At 69.5% G+C, this 21,771-nt stretch carries 16 protein-coding genes, 2 rRNA genes and 1 pseudogene; 14 read left to right on the plus strand and 5 right to left on the minus strand.

Going from position 1 to position 21,771, the window contains the following annotated elements:
- The first annotated feature begins 14 nt into the window (after positions 1-14).
- The 4 genes and pseudogenes from OG194_RS36960 (at position 15) to OG194_RS36975 (ending at position 5,869) form a co-directional block, all read left to right on the plus strand.
- Positions 15-3,138, plus strand: a 23S ribosomal RNA gene (locus OG194_RS36960).
- 106 nt (positions 3,139-3,244) lie between these two features.
- Positions 3,245-3,361, plus strand: a 5S ribosomal RNA gene (rrf, locus tag OG194_RS36965).
- Positions 3,362-3,607: 246 nt separating this feature from the next.
- Positions 3,608-4,501: pseudogene (locus tag OG194_RS47760) on the plus strand (hypothetical protein); the annotation flags it as partial.
- A gap of 519 nt (positions 4,502-5,020) precedes the next feature.
- Positions 5,021-5,869: a hypothetical protein gene (locus OG194_RS36975; protein ID WP_327407335.1), complete on the plus strand. Its 849-nt coding sequence runs from the start codon at positions 5,021-5,023 to the stop codon at positions 5,867-5,869.
- An 82-nt stretch (positions 5,870-5,951) separates the two neighbouring features.
- Here the strand turns inward: OG194_RS36975 and OG194_RS36980 are convergent, their stop codons facing one another.
- Positions 5,952-7,244, minus strand: a complete 1,293-nt coding sequence (locus tag OG194_RS36980; protein ID WP_327405096.1) for a DUF1015 domain-containing protein — start codon at positions 7,242-7,244, stop codon at positions 5,952-5,954.
- 72 nt (positions 7,245-7,316) lie between these two features.
- Between OG194_RS36980 and OG194_RS36985 the strand changes: the two genes are divergently transcribed.
- From OG194_RS36985 to OG194_RS37000, 4 genes are all read left to right on the plus strand, one after another.
- Positions 7,317-8,345, plus strand: coding sequence for an HAD hydrolase-like protein (locus OG194_RS36985; protein ID WP_327405097.1), 1,029 nt, complete (start codon positions 7,317-7,319; stop codon positions 8,343-8,345).
- 73 nt (positions 8,346-8,418) lie between these two features.
- Positions 8,419-9,462, plus strand: coding sequence for a FecCD family ABC transporter permease (locus OG194_RS36990; RefSeq protein WP_327405098.1), 1,044 nt, complete (start codon positions 8,419-8,421; stop codon positions 9,460-9,462).
- Between the two features lie 35 nt (positions 9,463-9,497).
- On the plus strand, positions 9,498-10,553 hold the full coding sequence (locus OG194_RS36995) for a FecCD family ABC transporter permease (RefSeq protein WP_327407336.1): 1,056 nt from the start codon (positions 9,498-9,500) through the stop codon (positions 10,551-10,553).
- The gene (locus OG194_RS37000) at positions 10,550-11,440 is read left to right on the plus strand and encodes an ABC transporter ATP-binding protein (RefSeq protein ID WP_327405099.1); all 891 of its coding nucleotides are present in this window, start codon (positions 10,550-10,552) and stop codon (positions 11,438-11,440) included. Before OG194_RS36995 ends, OG194_RS37000 begins: the two co-directional genes overlap by 4 nt.
- 2 nt (positions 11,441-11,442) lie before the next feature.
- Here the strand turns inward: OG194_RS37000 and OG194_RS37005 are convergent, their stop codons facing one another.
- Positions 11,443-11,790, minus strand: coding sequence for an SCP2 sterol-binding domain-containing protein (locus OG194_RS37005; protein ID WP_327405100.1), 348 nt, complete (start codon positions 11,788-11,790; stop codon positions 11,443-11,445).
- Between the two features lie 42 nt (positions 11,791-11,832).
- Between OG194_RS37005 and OG194_RS37010 the strand changes: the two genes are divergently transcribed.
- From OG194_RS37010 to OG194_RS37035, 6 genes are all read left to right on the plus strand, one after another.
- The gene (locus OG194_RS37010; RefSeq protein WP_327405101.1) at positions 11,833-12,138 is read left to right on the plus strand and encodes a hypothetical protein; all 306 of its coding nucleotides are present in this window, start codon (positions 11,833-11,835) and stop codon (positions 12,136-12,138) included.
- A 7-nt stretch (positions 12,139-12,145) separates the two neighbouring features.
- Positions 12,146-12,961: a TlyA family RNA methyltransferase gene (locus tag OG194_RS37015; RefSeq protein ID WP_327405102.1), complete on the plus strand. Its 816-nt coding sequence runs from the start codon at positions 12,146-12,148 to the stop codon at positions 12,959-12,961.
- Positions 12,958-13,863 carry an NAD kinase gene (locus OG194_RS37020; RefSeq protein WP_026179466.1) on the plus strand — a complete coding sequence of 302 codons (906 nt, stop codon included), beginning with the start codon at positions 12,958-12,960 and terminating at the stop codon, positions 13,861-13,863. Before OG194_RS37015 ends, OG194_RS37020 begins: the two co-directional genes overlap by 4 nt.
- A 130-nt stretch (positions 13,864-13,993) precedes the next feature.
- A complete protein-coding gene (recN, locus tag OG194_RS37025; protein ID WP_327407337.1) occupies positions 13,994-15,712 on the plus strand; it encodes a DNA repair protein RecN in 1,719 nt (572 codons plus the stop codon).
- Positions 15,713-16,211: 499 nt separating this feature from the next.
- On the plus strand, positions 16,212-16,961 hold the full coding sequence (locus OG194_RS37030; protein WP_327405103.1) for a hypothetical protein: 750 nt from the start codon (positions 16,212-16,214) through the stop codon (positions 16,959-16,961).
- Positions 16,962-17,620: 659 nt separating this feature from the next.
- Entirely contained in the window at positions 17,621-18,760 is a 1,140-nt protein-coding gene (locus OG194_RS37035; protein ID WP_327405104.1) for a glycosyltransferase family 4 protein, read from the plus strand.
- A gap of 355 nt (positions 18,761-19,115) precedes the next feature.
- On the opposite strand, the gene OG194_RS37050 is transcribed toward OG194_RS37035, so the two are convergent.
- From OG194_RS37050 to OG194_RS37060, 3 genes are all read right to left on the minus strand, one after another.
- Entirely contained in the window at positions 19,116-20,762 is a 1,647-nt protein-coding gene (locus tag OG194_RS37050) for a PucR family transcriptional regulator (RefSeq protein ID WP_327405105.1), read from the minus strand.
- A gap of 94 nt (positions 20,763-20,856) precedes the next feature.
- Positions 20,857-21,072, minus strand: a complete 216-nt coding sequence (locus OG194_RS37055) for a DUF6243 family protein (protein WP_327405106.1) — start codon at positions 21,070-21,072, stop codon at positions 20,857-20,859.
- A 62-nt stretch (positions 21,073-21,134) separates the two neighbouring features.
- On the minus strand, positions 21,135-21,752 hold the full coding sequence (locus OG194_RS37060) for a 3'-5' exonuclease (protein ID WP_327405107.1): 618 nt from the start codon (positions 21,750-21,752) through the stop codon (positions 21,135-21,137).
- Between the last annotated feature and the right edge of the window lie 19 nt (positions 21,753-21,771).

Consider the following 21,771-nt stretch of genomic DNA (forward strand, 5'->3'; position numbering starts at 1 on the left):
ACGCGAGCATCTGTGGCCAAGTTTTTAAGGGCGCACGGTGGATGCCTTGGCACCAGGAACCGATGAAGGACGTGGGAGGCCACGATAGTCCCCGGGGAGTCGTCAACCAGGCTTTGATCCGGGGGTTTCCGAATGGGGAAACCCGGCAGTCGTCATGGGCTGTCACCCTTGCCTGAACACATAGGGCAAGTGGAGGGAACGCGGGGAAGTGAAACATCTCAGTACCCGCAGGAAGAGAAAACAACCGTGATTCCGGGAGTAGTGGCGAGCGAAACCGGATGAGGCCAAACCGTATACGTGTGAGACCCGGCAGGGGTTGCGTGTACGGGGTTGTGGGATCTCTCTTTCACAGTCTGCCGGCTGTGAGACGAGTCAGAAACCGTTGATGTAGGCGAAGGACATGCGAAAGGTCCGGCGTAGAGGGTAAGACCCCCGTAGTCGAAACATCAACGGCTCGTTTGAGAGACACCCAAGTAGCACGGGGCCCGAGAAATCCCGTGTGAATCTGGCGGGACCACCCGCTAAGCCTAAATATTCCCTGGTGACCGATAGCGGATAGTACCGTGAGGGAATGGTGAAAAGTACCGCGGGAGCGGAGTGAAATAGTACCTGAAACCGTGTGCCTACAAGCCGTGGGAGCGTCGCGCATCAAGTTTACTTGATGCGTCGTGACTGCGTGCCTTTTGAAGAATGAGCCTGCGAGTTTGCGGTGTGTTGCGAGGTTAACCCGTGTGGGGAAGCCGTAGCGAAAGCGAGTCCGAATAGGGCGATATAGTAGCGCGCTCAAGACCCGAAGCGGAGTGATCTAGCCATGGGCAGGTTGAAGCGGAGGTAAGACTTCGTGGAGGACCGAACCCACCAGGGTTGAAAACCTGGGGGATGACCTGTGGTTAGGGGTGAAAGGCCAATCAAACTCCGTGATAGCTGGTTCTCCCCGAAATGCATTTAGGTGCAGCGTCGTGTGTTTCTTGCCGGAGGTAGAGCACTGGATAGGCGATGGGCCCTACCGGGTTACTGACCTTAGCCAAACTCCGAATGCCGGTAAGTGAGAGCACGGCAGTGAGACTGTGGGGGATAAGCTCCATGGTCGAGAGGGAAACAGCCCAGAGCATCGACTAAGGCCCCTAAGCGTACGCTAAGTGGGAAAGGATGTGGAGTCGCAGAGACAACCAGGAGGTTGGCTTAGAAGCAGCCACCCTTGAAAGAGTGCGTAATAGCTCACTGGTCTAGTGATTCCGCGCCGACAATGTAGCGGGGCTCAAGCGTACCGCCGAAGTCGTGTCATTTCAGCAATTAAGCCCCAACGGGTGCTGGGATGGGTAGGGGAGCGTCGTGTGCCGGGTGAAGCCGCAGCGGAAGCTAGTGGTGGACGGTTCACGAGTGAGAATGCAGGCATGAGTAGCGATACACACGTGAGAAACGTGTGCGCCGATTGACTAAGGGTTCCTGGGTCAAGCTGATCTGCCCAGGGTAAGTCGGGACCTAAGGCGAGGCCGACAGGCGTAGTCGATGGATAACCGGTTGATATTCCGGTACCCGCTGTGAAGCGTCAAACATCGAGCATCGTGATGCTAAGGCCGTGAAGCCGTTCCGGACCCTTCGGGGAATGGAAAGTGGTGGAGCCGCCGGCCCAAGCGGTTAGTAGGTGAGTGATGGGGTGACGCAGGAAGGTAGTCCATCCCGGGCGGTGGTTGTCCCGGGGTAAGGGTGTAGCCCGTCATCTAGGCAAATCCGGATGACACAAGGGTGAGACCTGATGCCGAGCCGATTGTGGTGAAGTGGATGATCCTATGCTGTCGAGAAAAGCCTCTAGCGAGTTTCATGGCGGCCCGTACCCTAAACCGACTCAGGTGGTCAGGTAGAGAATACCGAGGCGTTCGGGTGAACTATGGTTAAGGAACTCGGCAAAATGCCCCCGTAACTTCGGGAGAAGGGGGGCCATCACTGGTGAGAGGATTTACTCCTTGAGCTGGGGGTGGCCGCAGAGACCAGCGAGAAGCGACTGTTTACTAAAAACACAGGTCCGTGCGAAGCCGTAAGGCGATGTATACGGACTGACGCCTGCCCGGTGCTGGAACGTTAAGGGGACCGGTTAGTGCACTTTCGGGTGTGCGAAGCTGAGAACTTAAGCGCCAGTAAACGGCGGTGGTAACTATAACCATCCTAAGGTAGCGAAATTCCTTGTCGGGTAAGTTCCGACCTGCACGAATGGCGTAACGACTTCTCGACTGTCTCAACCATAGGCCCGGTGAAATTGCACTACGAGTAAAGATGCTCGTTTCGCGCAGCAGGACGGAAAGACCCCGGGACCTTTACTACAGTTTGATATTGGTGTTCGGTTCGGCTTGTGTAGGATAGCTGGGAGACTGTGAACTCTGGACGCCAGTTCAGGGGGAGTCGTCGTTGAAATACCAGTCTGGTCGTGCTGGATGTCTAACCTGGGTCCGTGATCCGGATCAGGGACAGTGTCTGATGGGTAGTTTAACTGGGGCGGTTGCCTCCTAAAGAGTAACGGAGGCGCCCAAAGGTTCCCTCAGCCTGGTTGGCAATCAGGTGTTGAGTGTAAGTGCACAAGGGAGCTTGACTGTGAGACCGACGGGTCGAGCAGGGACGAAAGTCGGGACTAGTGATCCGGCGGTGGCTTGTGGAAGCGCCGTCGCTCAACGGATAAAAGGTACCCCGGGGATAACAGGCTGATCTTCCCCAAGAGTCCATATCGACGGGATGGTTTGGCACCTCGATGTCGGCTCGTCGCATCCTGGGGCTGGAGTCGGTCCCAAGGGTTGGGCTGTTCGCCCATTAAAGCGGTACGCGAGCTGGGTTTAGAACGTCGTGAGACAGTTCGGTCCCTATCCGCTGCGCGCGCAGGAACATTGAGAAGGGCTGTCCCTAGTACGAGAGGACCGGGACGGACGAACCTCTGGTGTGCCAGTTGTTCTGCCAAGGGCATGGCTGGTTGGCTACGTTCGGGAGGGATAACCGCTGAAAGCATCTAAGCGGGAAGCCTGCTTCGAGATGAGTGTTCCCACCCCCTTGAGGGGTTAAGGCTCCCAGTAGACGACTGGGTTGATAGGCCGGATCTGGAAGGCGGGTAACCGCTGGAGGTGACCGGTACTAATAGGCCGAGGGCTTGTCCTCAGTTGCTCGCGTCCACTGTGTTAGTTCTGAGACAACGAACAGTTGTCGGCTAGAGCTTGAACCACACAACAGAAAAGTGTGCTTGTTCGCTCGAAACCATTAGGGTTTCGGTGGTCATAGCGTGAGGGAAACGCCCGGTTACATTTCGAACCCGGAAGCTAAGCCTTACAGCGCCGATGGTACTGCAGGGGGGACCCTGTGGGAGAGTAGGACGCCGCCGAACAATATTTGGAGGACCCCTGGTCCCAGCGTTCACGCTGGGACCAGGGGTCCTTTTGTTTTTCCAGAAACTCTCAGAAACACAGTCCGGAGCGCGCCGAGTAGCCGGCTGCGCGAGAATGACTTGCGGTACCGAAGACAGGAGTCACCGATGTCCACCAACTCTCCCGAGGACCGACCCGAGCGCGAGGAGCGGCGACGGGACAGTGGTGACCGCGGCGACCGTGGCGGGTACCGCGGAGGCCCGAGCCGTAGCAACGACCGAGGAAACGACCGCGGCGGCAGCAGCGGTGATCGCGGTGGCTACGGCCGTCGCGATGACAACCGTGGTGGTGCCCCTCGCCGCGACGACCGTGGCAGCGGCGGTCCCGGCAGCGGTGGCGGTGGCGATCGCGGCGGTTTCCGTGGCCGTGACGACCGTTCCGCCGGCCCGCGTCGGGATGACCGTCCTGCGGGTCCGCGCCGTGACGACCGTCCGGCCGGTCCCCGTCGCGATGACCGTGGCGGCGAGCGCGGAGGACGTCCCGGTGGTTTCCGTCGGGACGACAACCGTGGTGAGCGGCCCGCGTTCCGCCGTGACGACCGCAGCGACAACCGTGGTGGCGAGCGTCGCGACGACAACCGTGGTGGTGGTGATCGCGGTGGTTTCCGTCGCGATGACAGCCGTGGCGAGCGTCCGCCGTTCCGGCGTGACGACAACCGCGGTGGCGGTGGCGGTTTCCGGCGCGACGACAATCGCGGTGAGCGGCCTCCGTTCCGGCGTGACGACCGCAGCGACAACCGGGGCGAGCGTCCTGCCTTCCGGCGTGACGACGACCGTGGTGACCGTGGCAGCTACCCCCGCCGTGACGACCGTCGCGATGACCGCCGTAGCGACAGCCGTGGCAGTGACGATCGCGGTGGCTACCGCGGCCGTGACGACCGTTCCGCGGCTCCGCGTCGTGACGACCGGCCCGCCGGCCCCCGTCGCGATGACCGCGGCGGCGAGCGTCCGGCCTTCCGTCGGGATGACAGCCGTGGTGAGCGTCCGCCGTTCCGGCGTGATGACCGTAGGGATGACCGCCGTGACGGTGACCGTCCCGCTTTCAGGCGTGATGACGACCGTGGTGACCGTGGCAGCTACCCCCGCCGTGACGACCGTCCGTCCGGGCCGCGTCGTGATGACCGGGGTGGGGATCGTCCGGCCTTCCGTCGGGATGACAGCCGTGGTGAGCGGCCTCCGTTCCGGCGTGACGACCGCAGCGACAACCGGGGCGAGCGTCCTGCCTTCCGGCGTGACGACGACCGCGGTGACCGTGGCGGTTTCCGTGGGCGTGACGACCGTTCGGCGGCGCCTCGTCGTGATGACCGGCCCTCCGGTCCCCGTCGGGATGACCGTCCCGCCGGTCCGCGCCGTGACGACCGTCCGTCCGGTCCCCGTCGCGATGACCGCGGTGGAGACCGCGGAGGGTTCCGTCGGGACGACAGCCGTGGTGAGCGACCGGCGTTCCGGCGGGACGACCGCCGCGATGACCGGCGTGACGACCGTCGGGGCGATGACCGCCGCGGTGGCGGCAGCCGGTTCCGTGACGAGCGGGAGCGTGACCGTGAGCCGATCAAGCGGCTGCCGATCCCCGAGGACGTCACGGGCGAGGAGATCGACAAGGACGTACGGCAGGAGCTGATGAGTCTGCCGAAGGGGCTCGCGGAGGACGTCTCGAAGAACCTGGTGATGGTCGCCCGGCTCATCGACGAGGACCCCGAGGGTGCCTATGCCTACTCGAAGATCGCCCTGCGTCTGGCGTCGCGTGTCGCCGCCGTACGTGAGGCGGCCGGGTTCGCCGCGTACGCGAACCAGAAGTACAGCGAGGCGCTGGCCGAGTTCCGGGCCGCGCGGCGGATGACCGGCAGCGTGGACCTGTGGCCCGTGATGGCCGACTGTGAGCGTGGGCTCGGGCGGCCCGAGAAGGCGCTGGAGATGGCCGGCGCCGCCGAGGTGCACAAGCTCGACAAGGCCGGGCAGGTCGAGATGCGGCTCGTCGCGGCCGGCGCCCGGCGTGACATGGACCAGCTCGACGCGGCCATCGTCACGTTGCAGAGCCCGGAGCTGGCCTCGAACACCGTGCAGCCGTGGACCGCGCGCCTGCGGTACGCCTACGCCGACGCCCTGCTCGCCGCCGGGCGTGAGGGCGAGGCGCGTGAGTGGTTCGCCAAGGCCGTGGAGTCCGACAAGGACGGCAGCACGGACGCGTCGGACCGGCTCGCCGAGATGGACGGTGTCGAGTTCGTCGACGCGTTCGTCGAGGACGAAGACGAGGACGAGAGCGACACCGAGATCGACGCTGAGACTGAGGTCGACGACGAGGTCGAGCCCCAGGACGACGTCTCCGTAGTCGACGAGTTGGACGACGAGGACGAGGACGACGACATCGAGGACGAGGACGACGACGAGGTCGAAGCCGCGGCCGAGACCGAGAAGGACGTCGTCAAGGAAGATGTCCTTCTTAAAGAAGAAGACGACGACAAGAACTGACCTGCGTCAGTGAAGTGAAAAGGGCGGGACCCCGGCACCTGGGGTTCCGCCCTTTCGCGGTTCCGGTGTCGACGGCCGCGTCTCAGACGTCCAGCGCGCGCAGCACCAGCCCCGAGGCCGGTTTCGGGCCGAAGGACGTCGACTTGCGGGGCATCGTGACGCCCTGGCGGGCCAGGTCGCGTACGACCTCCTCGCGGACGGGGTGCATCAACACGGCCGTACCGCCGTCGCGTTCGGCCTTGCGGACCGTGGCGGCGGTGTCGTGGATGTAGGCGATGCGGGTCGGGTCGTCCTCGGGGATGAGCCAGACGTGGTCCAGGAGAGTGGCGTGCAGGACCGTCGCGTCCAGGGTGCGCCAGGCCGTGGGGCGGTCGGCCGGGATCGTACGGGCCAGGAGGTCCGGGTCCGGGTGGTCGACCAGGTGGAAGGCGCCGTCGCCGGCGAGGAGGAAGGCGTTGCCCGCGCAGGCCGCGTCGGCGAGGACCTCCAGGGCCTCCGGGAGGGGCACGTCAAGGTGTTGTACGCGGAACAGGCCGTCCAGGGCGGCGAGGGCGTCGGACACCGGGACGCCGTGCAGGAGGCGGTGGATCGCGCGGACGCGGAGCGGGTAGCGAGCCGTGTCGACGAGGAGGACCAGGCCGAAGTCCCAGGGACTGGGGGAGGGATGCTCCGCGCGTAGACGTCGATAGGTCGCCCAGCGGTGATGGCCGTCGGCGATCAGGGCCTGGTGGTGGGCGAGGTCCGTCTGGATGCGGGCCAGGTCCGTGGGGTCGGTGACCGACCACAGGCGGTGGCTGTAGCCGTCCTCTGTAGTCGTCGACAGGAGGGCGGGGGCCTCGGCGATGCGCTCGACCACCGTCGTCGTGTCGGCCGGTGAGCCGTTGCCGCGGTACGTCAGGAGCAGGGGTTCGAGGTTCGCGGAGGTGGCGCGCATGAGGGCCGCGCGGTCCGCGACCACATGCGGCATGACGTCCTCGTGGGGCAGGACCACACCCTCCGACGGGTCCGACAGGCGCAGGGCGCCGATGACGCCGCGCTGCAACAGGCCGCTGCCGTCGCGCTGTTCGTAGACGTACAGGCCGGGCTCGGGGTCGGTGGTGAGGACTCCCTCGGAGAGCCAGCGGCGCAGGGTGTCGGCGGCCTGCTCGTTGCGGGCGCTCGGGGTGACGGCCTGCGGGAGGATCAGCCGGACGATGTTGTGCGGGTCGGCGTCCTGGAGGTGGTGCAGGCCGTCGGGGCGTACGACCACGTCGTACGGTGGGGACGTCACGGCGGCCAGGCTGCCGACCAGGTCGGGATCGTAGCGAAGGCCTCGGAACGGGGTGAGTTCCAGGCCTCGGCGCTCCGTTGCTTCCGAGTGACCTGCGGTGTTCATCCCGGCATCGTACGTGTGTCAGTGGCATGCGGGATGATCGGGTGAAAGCGATCGAACGAGGAGCGATGTGGAATGAGCCAGAGCGTCAGGACGAGCCCCGACGGCAGTGCCCGGGCCCTGAGCGAGGCGTACGACACGGCGCTGCTCGACCTCGACGGGGTGGTGTACGCGGGGGGCAACGCGATCGCCCACGCGGTCGACTCGCTCGCCACCGCCCGCGCGGGCGGCATGCGGCTCGCCTATGTCACCAACAACGCGCTGCGGACGCCGGACGCGGTGGCCGAGCATCTCACCGAGTTGGGGATACCGACCGGGGCCGACGACGTCATCACCTCCGCGCAGGCCGTCGCCCGGCTGATCAGCGAGCAGGTGCCGGCGGGTTCGCGCGTGCTGGTGATCGGCGGGGAGGGGCTGCGGGTCGCGCTGCGCGAGCGCGGTCTTGAGCCCGTCGACTCGGCGGACGACGAGCCGGTCGCGGTCGTGCAGGGTTACGGCGGCCCCGACCTGGCCTGGGGGCGCTTCGCGGAGGCCTGTTACGCCATCGCGCGCGGGGTGCCGTGGTTCGCGTCCAACACCGACCTGACGATCCCGAGCGCGCGCGGCATCGCGCCGGGCAATGGCGCGGCGGTGGAGGTCGTACGGATAGCGACCGGGGCCGAGCCGCAGGTGGCGGGCAAGCCGTTGCCGCCGATGCACAAGGAGACGATCCTGCGCACGGGCGCCGAGCGGCCGTTGGTCGTAGGGGACCGGCTGGACACGGACATCGAGGGGGCGTTCAACGGGGATGTCGACTCGCTGCTCGTCCTGACCGGCGTGACCGACGGCGCGCAGCTCCTCGCCGCGCCGCCGCAGCACCGGCCGACGTACGTCGACGCCGATCTGCGGGGCATGCTCACCGCGCAGCCCGAGGTCACCGGGGCGGGAGACGGCTTCCGGTGCGGTGGCTGGACGGCGACGGCGGGCCGCGACCGACTGGAACTCGACGGTGAGGGCGAGCCCTTGGACGGGCTCCGGGCGCTCTGCGCGGCGGCCTGGACGGCGGCGGGCGACGGCTCCTGCGCGCTGGACGGGGAGAAGGCGCTGGCGCGACTGGGGTTGTGAGGCGCCGCTCATCGCAAGGGGGTGGCGGGACTCGGCCTTCGGCTCGGGTGCGAGGGTAGGCTAACCTAACCACGTGTTGGTCGACAGTCCCCCAGAACAGCGCGCGGAGACCGCCCCCGCGCCCCCAACCCGCCGGGCGATACGTGTCCTTGGGCTCTTCGCCTCCGTGGCGCTCCTGGTCCTCGTGGCCCTGGCGAGCATCGCGATCGGCGCGAAATCGCTGCCGTTGGGGGATGTGTGGCACGGCCTGTTCCATGACTCGGGGACGTACGCGGACGTCGTGGTCGGCGACCGGATATCCCGTACGGTCCTCGGGCTGCTCGCCGGTGCCGCGCTCGGCCTCTCCGGCGCCGTCCTCCAGGCGCTCACCCGCAACCCCCTCGCGGACCCCGGTCTGCTCGGTATCAACGCCGGCGCCTCGGCCGCGGTCGTCACCGCGATCACCTACTTCGGTGTCACCTCGCTGAGCGGCTACGTCTGGTTCGCCTTCGCGGGCGCGGCCGTGGTCGGCGCGCTGGTCTGGTTCCTGGGCGGCAGCCGGGGTGCCACACCCGTGCGCCTCGCCCTCGCCGGCACCGCGATCAGTGCCGCGCTCTACGGCTATCTCCAGGCCGTCATGATCATGGACGACGCGGCGCTCTCCAAGATGCGCTTCTGGACGGTCGGTTCACTGGCCTCGGCCAGCGGCTCGACGATCACGCAGGTCGCCCCGTTCTTCGCGGTCGGCACGGTGACCTCCCTGCTGCTCGCCCGGCCGCTCAACGCGGTCGCGATGGGCGACGACACCGCCCGCGCCCTCGGCGCCAACCTCAACCGGACCCGCGCGCTCGCCATGCTCTCCGCGACCGTGCTGTGCGGCGCGGCGACGGCCGCCTGCGGCCCGATCGTGTTCGTCGGCCTGATGGTGCCGCACGTGGTGCGCTCCTTCACCGGCCCCGACCTGCGCTGGATCCTGCCGTACGCCACGATCCTGTCGCCCGTGCTGCTGCTCGGCGCGGATGTCCTGGGCCGGTTGATCGCGCGGCCCGCGGAGCTTCAGGTCGGCATCGTCACCGCGGTCATCGGCGGTCCGGTCTTCATCTATCTCGTGCGGCGCCGAAGGACGACTCAGCTGTGAATCCCTCTTCTACGACGGCGCAGGACGGCCCGGCCGTGGAGGTGACGCCGACCCGGGCGCTCCGTACGCGGGCTGTCCGGACCGGTGGCCTCTCCGTCCGCCTCGACCTCCGCGCCTTCACGGTCGTCCTCCTTCTCCTGGCCTGCGCGCTCGCCGCGAGTGTGGTGCTGATCGGCACCGGGGACTTCCCGATCTCGGCCGGTGACGTGCTCAAGACGCTGTTCGGGGGCGGTGACGCGGGTCAGGAGTTCATCGTCAACGAACTGCGGCTGCCGCGCGTGCTCGTCGGCCTCCTTGTCGGTGCCTCGCTCGGGCTCGGCGGTGCGCTGTTCCAGTCCATCTCCCGTAATCCGCTGGGGAGTCCGGACGTGCTCGGCCTCTCGCAGGGGTCGACGGCCGGGGCGCTCGTCGTCATCGTGCTGTTCTCCGGCAGCGCGACCGCCGTCACCCTCGGGGCGCTCGTCGGCGGTCTGGTCACCGGGGTCGCGATCTATCTGCTCGCCTGGAAGCAGGGGGTGCACGGCTACCGGCTCGTCCTGGTCGGCATCGGCGTCTCCGCCGTCGTCACCGCGGTCAACGGCTATCTGCTCACCAAGGCCGACCTCGTCGACGCGGCCCGCGCGGTCGTGTGGATGACCGGTTCCCTCAACGGCCGTGACTGGACCCAGGTCTGGCCGCTCCTCGCGCTGTGCGCCGTACTCCTGCCGCTCGTCCTCGCCAATGCGCGCGGGCTGCGGATGATGGAGATGGGCGACGACGTGTCGTACGCCCTCGGGGTGCGCGTCGAGCGCGTACGGCTGCTGCTGATGGTGGCCGCCGTGCTGCTCACCTCGGCCGCGACCGCCGCCGCCGGACCCGTCGGCTTCGTGGCGCTTACGGCGCCGCAGCTCGCCCGGCGCCTGACCCGCTCGCCGGGGCCGAACCTGATGCCCTCGCTGTGCATGGGCGCCACCCTGCTGGTCACCGCCGACTGGGCGTCCCAACGGGCGTTCGGCGCCGACCAGTTGCCCGTGGGCGTGGTCACCGGAGTCCTCGGCGGGGTCTACCTGCTCTGGCTCCTGGTCACCGAGCGCAAGGCGGGCCGGATATGAGCGACCAGAGCAACCAGAGCGGCCTCAGCAGCGGGCTGAACAATCGAAGGAGCACCGTGAACCGCCTGTCCGCCGAGAACGTCACCCTCGCCTACGATCAGCGCGTCATCGCACGCGAGTTGTCGGTGGAGATACCCGACAACTCCTTCACGGTGATCGTCGGCCCGAACGCGTGCGGCAAGTCCACGCTGCTCCGGGCGCTGTCGCGGATGCTGAAGCCGACCGACGGCCGGGTGCTGCTCGACGGGCAGGTCATCCAGTCGATGCCGGCGAAGAAGGTCGCACGCACGCTCGGTCTGCTCCCGCAGTCGTCCATCGCGCCCGACGGGATCACCGTCGGCGACCTCGTGGGCCGCGGCCGGTACCCGCACCAGGGCATCCTGCGCCAGTGGTCCACCGAGGACGAGCGGGTCGTACAGGAGTCGATGGCGCAGACCGGAGTCGCCGAGCTGGCCGATCGCTATGTCGACGAACTCTCCGGCGGGCAGCGGCAGCGCGTGTGGATCGCGATGGCGCTGGCCCAGCAGACGCCCCTGCTGCTGCTCGACGAGCCGACCACCTACCTGGACATCCAGCATCAGATCGACGTCCTCGACCTGTGCGCCGAGCTGCACGAGGAGCAGGGCCGCACGCTGGTCGCGGTGCTGCACGACCTCAACCACGCGGCCCGGTACGCCACCCACCTCATCGCGCTGCGGGAGGGCGCGGTGATCGCACAGGGTGCCCCGGGCGACATCGTCACGGCCGAGCTGGTCGAGGAGGTCTTCGGGCTGCGCTGCCAGGTCATCGACGACCCGGAGACGGGGACGCCGCTGGTGGTGCCGGCGGCGCGGAAGGCACGCGCGCGTACTCACCTCGACAAAGTCGCCGCTACAGAAGCTTCCTGAAGTTACAGAAGCTTCCTGAGGCGGAACAGGTCGAACACGTTGGCCTCCAGCTTCACCCGGCCCGAGCCCCAGGCCTTCGCGAAGTTCAGGCCGCCGTCGACCATGGCGACCAGGTCGTCGCCCGCCATGGTCAGCCTGATCTGGGCCTTCTCCGCCGGAAGGCCCTGCACGGTCTCGTCCACCACGATGCGGCCGCCGGTGAGCCGGCCCACGAACGTGACGTCGAGGTCGGTGATCCGACAGCTGACCGAACGGTCCATGGCCGCGGCGGCGCGGACATTCCCATCGGCCTTCTGCATGTTGTCCGAGAGCTTTTCGAGTGCGACGCGGCACTCCTCGATCGTTGCCATCGTGATCGACGGTACCCCAGGCCTTCGGGGTAGCGTCTGGGCATGAGCGACTCATTGCCCGAGGCCGAGGTCGGGGCCGTAGCGGAGGGCCTTCCGCAGGCCGTTCCGGAGGCGGAGCCCACGTACGACCCCGCCGCCCCCGCGCCCCTGAACGTGGACCGCACGCCGAGCGGCAACGCCGACGTCGACGCCCAGCTCGGGCGGCTGGCCGACACCGACCACCTCGCCACGGACGGGCATGTCGAGGTGTACGAGGATGTACACCGGGGGCTGCGCGACGCGCTCACCGCGCTCGACGCCCGCCCGGGACCTCCGGCGCCCCCTTCACCGTACGACCGCAGGAGCTGAACCGAACGTGGCAGGAGTGGCACGCCGACGTCTCGACGCCGAGCTGGTCCGACGGAAGCTCGCGCGGTCGCGGGAGCACGCGAGCCAGTTGATCGCGGCCGGCCGGGTCACCGTGGGCAAGACCGTCGCGACCAAGCCCGCCACCCAGGTGGAGACGGCGGCCGCCATCGTCGTCGTAGCGGATGACGGCGACCCCGACTACGTCTCGCGGGGCGGCCACAAGCTCGCGGGCGCGCTGGAGGTCTTCGTGCCGCGGGGGCTCGTGGTGGAGGGACGGCGGGCGCTGGACGCCGGCGCGTCCACCGGAGGTTTCACCGATGTGCTGCTGCGCGCGGGTGCCACGCAGGTCGTGGCGGTCGACGTCGGGTACGGACAACTCGCGTGGTCTCTTCAGAGCGATGAACGCGTCACCGTCAAGGACCGTACGAACGTACGCGAGTTGACGCTTGAAGCGATCGATGGGGAGCCTGTGGATCTAGTCGTGGGGGATCTGTCCTTCATCCCGCTCGGGCTGGTGCTGCCCGCCCTGGCGCGGTGCACGAAGCCGGACGCGGACCTGGTGATGATGGTCAAGCCGCAGTTCGAGGTGGGGAAGGAACGGCTGGGGAGCGGCGGTGTCGTACGCAGCCCGGAACTGCGGGCCGAGGCCGTGCGCGGTGTTGCCCGGCGGGCCGCGGAACTGGGGCTCGGGGTGGAGGGCGTCACCGCCAGCCCGCTGCCCGGGCCCTCCGGGAATGTCGAGTACTTTCTGTGGCTGCGGGCCGGCGCACCCGAACTGGACCCGGCCGATGTTGACCGTGCAGTGGCGGAGGGGCCGCGTTGACACAGAACCGAGCTCGTACTGTTTTCCTGCTCGCGCACACGGGTCGGCCTGCGGCCATCCGGAGCGCGGAGCTGGTCGTCAAGGGGCTGCTCCAGTCCGGTATCGGAGTGCGCGTCCTGGAGTACGAGGCACGCGACCTGCCGCTGCCCGACGAGGTGGAGACGGTCACCGAGGCGACCCCGCAGTGCCTTGAGGGCTGCGAGCTGCTCATCGTCCTCGGCGGCGACGGCACGCTGCTGCGCGGCGCGGAGTTCGCACGGGCGTCCGGGGTGCCGATGCTCGGCGTCAACCTCGGCAGCGTGGGGTTCCTCGCGGAGGCGGAACGGGACGATCTCGACAAGGTCGTGGACCGGGTGGTCACCCGGGCGTACGAGGTCGAGGAGCGGATGACCGTCGATGTCGTCGTGCACAAGAACGGCAACATCGTGCACACGGACTGGGCGCTGAACGAGGCGGCGGTGCAGAAGGCCGGCGCGGAGAAGTTGCTCGAAGTCGTGCTGGAGATCGACGGGCGGCCGGTCACGGGGTTCGGGTGTGACGGGATCGTTTGTGCGACTCCTACGGGGTCCACGGCGTATGCGTTCTCGGCCGGTGGGCCTGTGGTGTGGCCTGAGGTCGAGGCGTTGTTGATGGTGCCGATCAGTGCGCACGCGTTGTTCGCCAAGCCGTTGGTCACGTCGCCGGATTCTGTGCTTGCCGTTGAGGTGTTGCCGCACATCCCCCCGGGGGTTTTGTGGTGTGACGGGCGGCGGACTGTTGAGTTGCCTGCCGGGGCTCGGGTTGAGGTTCGGCGGGGGGCTGTGCCTGTGCGGTTGGCTCGGCTGCACCATGCGTCGTTCACGGATCGGCTTGTTGCGAAGTTCGCGTTGCCTGTTTCTGGGTGGCGTGGGGCTCCTCACTAGTGCGGGTGCGTGGGGGCTGGTCGCGCAGTTCCCCGCGCCCCTGAAAACAGGTGGGGACACTCCCCCGGGTGACAGGGCGCCTCGCGCTTCTCCCGCCCTACCTCGTAAGGTCTTCACCGTGCTGGAAGAGATGCGGATACGGTCGCTCGGAGTCATCGACGATGCTGTCGTCGAACTGTCACCGGGGTTCACCGCTGTCACGGGTGAGACCGGTGCGGGCAAGACCATGGTCGTCACCAGCCTCGGGCTGTTGCTCGGGGGGCGGGCGGACCCGGCGCTGGTGCGGATCGGGGCGAAGAACGCGGTCGTGGAGGGGCGGATCTCCGTTCCTCCCGGCGGCTCCGCCGTGCTGCGCGCCGAGGAGGCCGGTGCCGAGCTGGAGGACGGGACGCTGCTCATCAGCCGTACCGTTTCCGCCGAAGGGCGCTCCCGGGCGCACCTGGGCGGGCGGTCCGTGCCGGTGGGGGTGCTCGCGGAGCTGGCCGACGAGCTGGTCGCCGTGCACGGGCAGACCGACCAGCAGGGGCTGCTGAAGCAGTCCCGGCAGCGGCAGGCGCTCGACCGGTACGCCGGGGACGCCGTCACCGGGCCGCTCGCCAAGTACGCGGAGGCGTATCGGCGGCTGCGGGCCGTCGCCGTCGAGCTGGACGAGATCACCACCCGCGCGCGTGAACGGGCCCAGGAAGCCGACATGTTGCGCTACGGCCTCGACGAGATCGCGGGTGTGGAGCCGCGTCCCGGTGAGGACGTCGAGCTCGCCGCCGAGGCCGAACGGCTCGGTCACGCCGAGGCGTTGGCGTCCGCCGCCACGGCCGCTCACGCCGCGCTCGCCGGTAATCCCGAGGACCCCGAGGGCATCGACGCGGCGACCCTCGTCGCGGGCGCGCAGCGGGCCCTGGAGGCCGTACGGTCGCACGACTCCGAACTCGCCTCACTCACCGACCGGATCGGTGAGATCGCGATCCTTCTGGGCGATGTGGCGGGGGAGTTGGCGGGGTACGCCGACGACCTGGACGCCGATCCGCTGCGGCTGGCCGCGGTTGAGGAACGCCGGGCCGCCCTGAACGCGCTCACCCGGAAGTACGGCGCGGACATCACCGCCGTGCTCGCGTACGCCGAGCAGGGTGCCTCACGGCTCACCGAACTCGACGGCGACGACGAACGCATCGACGAACTGACCGACGAGCGGGACGCGCTGCGGGGTGAACTGGGCGGCCTTGCACAGGCGTTGACCGACGCGCGCACGGAGGCCGCCGAGCGCTTCGCGGCGGCGGTGACCGCCGAGCTGGCTTCCCTCGCGATGCCGCACGCGCGTGTGTCGTTCGAGATCCGCCAGACCGAGGACCCGGAGGGCGTCGAGGTCGGGGGCCGTACGGTCGCCTACGGCCCGTCGGGCGTCGACGAGGTCGAACTGCTCCTCGCCCCGCACCCGGGCGCACCGCCCCGGCCCATCGCCAAGGGCGCGTCCGGCGGTGAGCTGTCACGCGTGATGCTCGCCGTGGAGGTCGTGTTCGCGGGGACCGACCCCGTGCCGACCTACCTCTTCGACGAGGTCGACGCGGGTGTCGGCGGCAAGGCGGCGGTCGAGATCGGCCGGCGCCTCGCGAAGCTCGCGAAGACCGCACAGGTCGTCGTCGTCACGCACCTGCCCCAGGTGGCGGCCTTCGCCGACCGGCAGCTCCTGGTCGAGAAGACCAACGACGGGTCCGTCACCCGCTCCGGCGTGAAGGTCCTCGAAGGCGAGGACCGCGTACGGGAGTTGTCCCGGATGCTGGCCGGCCAGGAGGACTCGGAGACGGCGCGGGCGCATGCGGAGGAGTTGTTGGCGACGGCACGGGCGGACGGCTGACGAGCGTTCCGTGGAGGTGCCGGCCGTCACGTGCTCCGGTGTGAAGGTCCTTGAAGGTGCGGACCGAGTGCGGGAGTTGTCCCGGATGGTGGCCCGGTCAGGCGGGTTCGGGTATGGCCGGGGCCAGCGGAGGGGTCTTGGCGACGGCGCGAGCGGACGGCTGACGGGTCGTTTCGTGGGGGTGTCGGACCCGCTCCGGCATGAGGTCCTGAAAGCGAGGGCCGGGTACGGGGATTGTCCTGGATGTTGGCCCGGCCAGGCAGACTTGGCCACGGCGGGGGCGGATGGCTGATGGGCCATTTCGTGGGGGTGCCGGGCCCGCTCCCGTATGAGGGCCCTTGAAGGTGCGGACCGCGTACGGGAGTTGTCCCGCGCTGCTGGTCGGCCAGGAGGACTCGGAGAAGGACCGGGCGCTCGCGGAGGAGCCGTTGGCGACGGCACAGGCCTGACGGCCGGCAGGCCGCTCCGTACGGTGCCGGGTGCTCCGTAGAGTGGCCCGATGACCGCACGCATGCCTCGCACGGCCTCCTTCGCCCTCGCCGCAGCCGTCACCCGTACGACCCTGGTCGCCTTGCGCGCAAAGGGACTTGGTGACGGCTGGGAGCGGAAGAACCACGCCGGCCGGACCGTCGACCTGTACGCGGCCCCGGCCACCGTCGCCGGAACCGCGCTGGCCGCCGCGCGGGTCCGCCCGGCCGCCGGGTTCGCGGTCCTCGCGGCCGGCGCGTGTGGTGGTTACGACGATGTCGTCGGCGCGGGGGATCCCCGACGCGGTTTCCGGGCGCATCTCTCTGCCCTCCGGGACGGTGAAGTCACCAGCGGGGCCGTCAAGTTGTTCGGGATCTCCGCTGCCGGGCTCGTCGCCGGGGCGCTGCTCAAGGAACGGCCTCTCGACAAGGTGCTCGCGGGGGTCGTGATCGCCGGGGCGGCCCACTTCGTGAACCTTGTGGACGTACGACCTGGTCGTGCCGCCGGTGCCGTACTCGCCCTCGCCGCACCGGGGTTGTTGCGCCGGGGCCCCGGCGCGGAACTGGCCGCCGCCACGATCGGTGCCGCCGGTGCGATGTTGCCGGACGACCTCGGTGAGCGGACGATGCTCGGCGACGCGGGGGCGCACGCCCTGGGCGCGACACTCGGCGCGGCCGTCGTCGCCGGGAACGGGCGGGCGGGGCTCGTGGCGCATGCCGCTGCGGTGGTGGCTACGGCGGTCTACGGAGACCGGGTGAGCGCGCTGGCGCGGGCGTTGTGAGTGGGGCGGTGAGTTGAGCTGGGGTGGGTGAGTGGGTGGGTCGGCGGCGGGCTTGCGCGGTTTGTGGGCGTGCCGTCTCGGACAGGGTGGCGAGCTTGGGTGGCTTGTGAGGATGCGGGCTCAGACAGGGCGGGCTTGGTTGGGTGGCTTGTGAGGGTGCCCTCGCGGGCACGGCCGCTCCGCCTCCGGCGTGGCCGAGCGGCGGCGCCCCCTCCGACCTGAGCGAGACACCTACCTCCGGAGCGAGTCCCGGCCTGCCCAAGCCTCAGCCCCGACCTCACCAACCCTGCCCCGGCTTGCCCAGCATCGGACTCTCGCCTCCGGAGCGAGTCCCCGGCCCGTCGACGCTCCTGCCCCGCCCAGCACCGGACCACCGCCCCGGAGCGAGCCCCGGTCCACCCAAGCCCCAACCCCCGACCTCACCAACCCCGCCCCGCCTCACCCACCACAGAACCCCCTCCCCCTCACTCGTACGGGTGATCCCCGCGCCCCTGTTGCCCTTCCGCACAGCCCCCACACCTTCCGGCGTTGCCGGAACACCCGTACGTGCTGGCATCCTTGAGACGGAACGCGTAGGAAGCGTGCGGTACACCCCCTCCGCCCGATCCTTCTGTACTTTCTTCGTGACCGCCCGTCGCCGAACCAGGAGCCCCGGCCACGTGACCCCCGTGAGCAGCCACTCACCGCACGGCCAGTCGCCGCTGCGCACCGTGCAGGTGCTCGGCGGAGGCAATGCCGCCAGTAGCGCGCACGTACGCTCCCTGGCCTCCGGGCTCGTCGCGCGGGGCGTGCGGGTCACGGTGTGCGCCCCCGTCGAGGCCGATCACACCTACGACTTCACGGGCGCCGGTGCCGAACACGTGCACGTGCCCCGCAGCAGCGACCCGGCGTCCGTCGCCGCGCTGCGAGCGGCCTGCGCGGACGCCGACCTGGTGCACGCGCACGGCCTGCACGCCTCCTTCCGCGCCGCCCTCGCGCTCAGCGGCCGCCGCACCCCGCTCGTCGTGACGTGGCACAACCGCGCCCACGCCGAAGGAGCCCGGGCGCACCTGCTGCGGCTGCTGGAGCGGCGGGTCGTGAAGGCCGCCGTGGTCGTTCTCGGCACCACGTCCGATCTGGTCGACCGGGCCCGGCGCACCGGCGCCCGGGACGCCCGCCTCGCCGCCGTCGCACTCCCGGGACCGCGCAGGGCCGCCGTGGACCACGAAGACCCCGATCGGCTGAGCCCCAAGCTCCGGGCCGAACTCGGCGCCACCGACCGCCCGTTGCTCGTCGCCGTCGGTTCCCTCGACCGGCAACGGGGCTACGACACTCTCCTGGACGCCTCGCGCGGCTGGTGCCGCCTCGATCCGACGCCGTTGCTCGTGATCGCGGGGGAGGGGCCGCTGCGGGGCGAGTTGCAGCGGCGGATCGAGGACGAGGAGCTGCCGGTGCGGCTCATCGGGCGACGCGACGACGTGAGCGAACTCCTCGCCGCCGCCGACGTCGCACTCCTGGCCAGCAGTTGGGAGTCCCGCTCGGTGATCGCCCAGGAGGCCCTCCACGCCCGCGTGCCGCTCGTCGCCACCGCCGTCGGCGGCATCCCCGAACTCGTCGGCGACGCCGCCGAACTCGTCCCCCACGGCGACGCGAAGGCCCTCGCCGACGCGGTCACCGGCCTGCTGCGCGACCCCGAACGCCGGGAACTGCTCCGGGAGAAGGGCGCCCGACAGGCGGCCACTTGGCCGACCGAGGACGAGACCGTCGCCCAAGTGCTGAGTGTCTACGACGAGTTGACCCAGCCCCTCCCGTTGACCTGAGTGCGGACCCTTGTGGGGCGAGCCTGCGTGTGCGCAGCCCCGGAATCGACGCCGATACCGTCTGCGGGGCAAGGGTGCGCGGCAGGCGGCCAGTTGGCCGACCGAGGACGAGACCGTCGCCCAAGTGCTGAGTGTCTACGACGAGTTGACCCAGCCTCTGCCGTTGACCTGAGTGCGGACCCTTGTCGGGCGAGTCTGCGGGCGCCCTCAGTGCCAGACTCGACGCCGGTACCGTCTGCGGGGCAAGGGTGCGCGGCAGGCGGCCAGTTGGTCGACCGAGGATCAGACCGTCGCCCAAGTGGTGAGCGTCTACCGCGAGTTGCCCCTGCCCCTGCCTCTTACCCGAGACGGACTTCTACGGCACCAGCCTGCGGGCCCGCAGCGCCAGGCTCAACGCCAATACCGTCTGCGGGTCTTCGAGGTCCGTGCCGAGCAACTCCCCGATGCGGGCCAGGCGGTTGTAGAGGGTCTGCCGGTTGAGGTGGAGCTCGCGCGCCGTCTCCGCCTTGCGGCCCGCGTGGGCCAAGTACGTTTCCAGGGTGGGCAGTAGGGGCGGCTTGGAGCGGTTGTCGTGGTCGCGGAGCGGGCCGATCGCGCGGTCCACGAAGGCCGCCAGGTCCGGGTGGTCGCGGAGGCGCCACAGGAGCAGCTCGATGTCCAGGCGCCGGGCGTCGTACCAGGGCTGGTCGGTCAGGCCCTGTGCCGCCGTCGCCGTCTCGGCCGCGTGCCGTAGACCCGCCGATGCCGCCGCCCAGCCGCCCGCGACACCGACCACCACGATCGGCGGCTGCGCGCCAGGGCGTTGCATGCCGGCCCGTTCGACTCCCGCGCGCAGCGCCGCCGCCACCCGGTCCGCGACCGCCGATCGTTCCGACTCCGAGCGTAGGCCGAGGAGCAGCGGGACGCGGCCCTCCACCGGTCGTACGCCCAGCAGGACCGGGACGCCCACCGAGGCCAGTTCCTCGGCGACCGCGCGGGCCAGGACCGCCCAGCCGCCGCCGGGGGCGGCCAGGGCGTCGCCCAGCCGCATGACCACGGGCAGCAGCGGGCTGGTGCCGGGCTTGAACCCCAGTACGCGGGCCTGTGCCGGGGCGTCCTCGGCGGCGATGCGGCCCTCGGCGAGGTCTGTGAGGAAGTCGCCGCGTCCACGTGCCGCAAGTTCCTCCTCCTGGCGGGCCTGCATCAGGACCACGGCGAGGATGTCCGCGGCCCGTTCCGCGGCGATGCGGTGCACTGGGGCCAGGGGGGCGCGGACCGGGAGAAGGACGATCCGTGCCCGCACCGAACCCGTACCGGGACCACCGCCCGGCACGTCCACCACCACCGAACCGGCGGGCGGCGACGCGTCCTTGTGCTGGCCGCGCAGCCCCTCCCACACCTGGAGCGGGTCGGCGCCCTCGGGTCCTGACCCTGCCGCGTAGAGGAGTTGGCCGTCCGGGGTCTCCAGGAAGACCGGGTTGGCGCTGAAGTCGGCCAGGATGCCCAGGACTTGGGGGATTCCGCCGCCGCCGAGCAGGGCCTCCGTGCAGCGGCGGTGGACCTCCTCGGCCTGCTGGAGCAGCGCGTAGTGGCCGTTGACGATCTCGGTGTGGATCTCCTCGGTGACCGCCACGAACGGCACCTCGCGGTGCAGCTGGACGAGCGGGAGGCCGGTCGCGCGGGCCGTCTCGACCAGGGTGGCGGGGAGGCGGTCGAAGCGCGGGCCGAGTTCGACGACCAGGGCCGCGATGCCCCGCTCGGCGAGGGTGCGGACGAACGCGCGTTGCTCCGCCGGGCGCGTGCCGAGGCCGTAGCCCGTGGTCAGGAGGAGTTCGCCGCCCTTGAGGAGGGAGGCGATGTTCGGGACCTCGCCCGCGTGCACCCACCGCACGGTCCGCTGGAGCCGGTCGGCGCCCGCCAGGATCTCCGGCAGCCCGCTGCGCAGCCCGGGCAGCTCCAGCGCCCGCTGAACGGTGATGCCGGCGCCCTGGCTGTCGAATGTGCTGTCCGTACGGCTGTCCATGCAGCGGACGGTACCTGCGGAAACGCCCCGGGCACATCTCGGGCCCGGGGCGTGCGCTCGGCGGCGGTGTCCAGTTCCCTGCCGCGGCGGTGTGTCAGCTCTGTGCGGTGTCGTCGCCCGCCTGCTCGGCGCCCTCGGCCGCGCGTGCCTTCTCGCGCATCTTGCGCACCAGCTCCGCCTTCTGGTCGGCCGCGCCCTGGCGGTCGAGGTTGCGGTGCGGACCGTGGTTCTGCCGCTCGGCGCGGGACAGCTTCTTGCGCTTGCCGCCGCCCATGCCCACGGGGTTGTTGATGTTCTTGCTCACGGTCACGGGTTCTCCCGGTAGTGATGTGGAGTGATCTACGGATTCATCGGAAGAACACGACAAGGACGTTACCCGGTTCCGTCGGCCCCGCGCACCAACCTGTTCGCCGCCGCGGGCGTCGGATCCGGCCAGGTGCCCCGCTCCGCCAGGTGGAGAACGAGGGCGGCGATGTTCCAGGCGTCGTCCTCGCCGCGGTGGTGACGGCCTTCGAGCCGCAGTCCGGCGATCTCCAGGGCCTGCGCCATGCCGGGGCGTTTGCGCAGGCCGTGCGCCTCGGTGAAGGCCGCTTTGGCGTTGGTGTGGTGCCGGCCGAAGGGATAGGGCGTCCGGGTGCTCCGACACTGCCGGGTGAACTGGTTGCGGTCGTAGTCGCCCCAACTGGCCCACGGGCGGGACCCGGCGTGGTGCTCGGCCGCCAGCAGCCGGCACGCCTCGGCGAAGCCGACCCCTCCGTCCACCTCGTGCTGCGTGAGGCCGGTCAGCTCCGTGCAGAACTCGCTGACCGCGGACCGGACGGGACGCACCAGGATCCGATGCCGGGCGAGCCGCTCCGCGGTGGCCAGGTCGACGACGGTCAGCCCGATCTCGATGATCTCGCTGACCGCGCCCGGCGGTTGGCCGCGGTCCCAGCAGGTGGCTTCCACGTCCACGACGTTCAGGAGCCGCCCGGCCCCGGTGCTGTCCATGGCGGGAAGGGTAGGGACG

The organism is Streptomyces sp. NBC_01288 (genome assembly GCF_035982055.1).
GTDB lineage: Bacteria > Actinomycetota > Actinomycetes > Streptomycetales > Streptomycetaceae > Streptomyces.

Bases quoted from the DNA above. Each gene is read 5' to 3' on its own strand.
- OG194_RS37030 (WP_327405103.1), top strand. From the start codon at position 16,212: ATGACCGCACGCATGCCTCGCACGGCCTCCTTCGCCCTCGCCGCAGCC.
- OG194_RS37005 (WP_327405100.1), bottom strand. From the start codon at position 11,790: ATGGCAACGATCGAGGAGTGCCGCGTCGCACTCGAAAAGCTCTCGGAC.
- OG194_RS36975 (WP_327407335.1), top strand. From the start codon at position 5,021: ATGAGTCTGCCGAAGGGGCTCGCGGAGGACGTCTCGAAGAACCTGGTG.
- OG194_RS37000 (WP_327405099.1), top strand. From the start codon at position 10,550: ATGAGCGACCAGAGCAACCAGAGCGGCCTCAGCAGCGGGCTGAACAAT.
- OG194_RS36980 (WP_327405096.1), bottom strand. From the start codon at position 7,244: ATGAACACCGCAGGTCACTCGGAAGCAACGGAGCGCCGAGGCCTGGAA.
- OG194_RS37010 (WP_327405101.1), top strand. From the start codon at position 11,833: ATGAGCGACTCATTGCCCGAGGCCGAGGTCGGGGCCGTAGCGGAGGGC.
- recN (WP_327407337.1), top strand. From the start codon at position 13,994: ATGCGGATACGGTCGCTCGGAGTCATCGACGATGCTGTCGTCGAACTG.
- OG194_RS37050 (WP_327405105.1), bottom strand. From the start codon at position 20,762: ATGGACAGCCGTACGGACAGCACATTCGACAGCCAGGGCGCCGGCATC.
- OG194_RS36985 (WP_327405097.1), top strand. From the start codon at position 7,317: ATGAGCCAGAGCGTCAGGACGAGCCCCGACGGCAGTGCCCGGGCCCTG.
- OG194_RS37060 (WP_327405107.1), bottom strand. From the start codon at position 21,752: ATGGACAGCACCGGGGCCGGGCGGCTCCTGAACGTCGTGGACGTGGAA.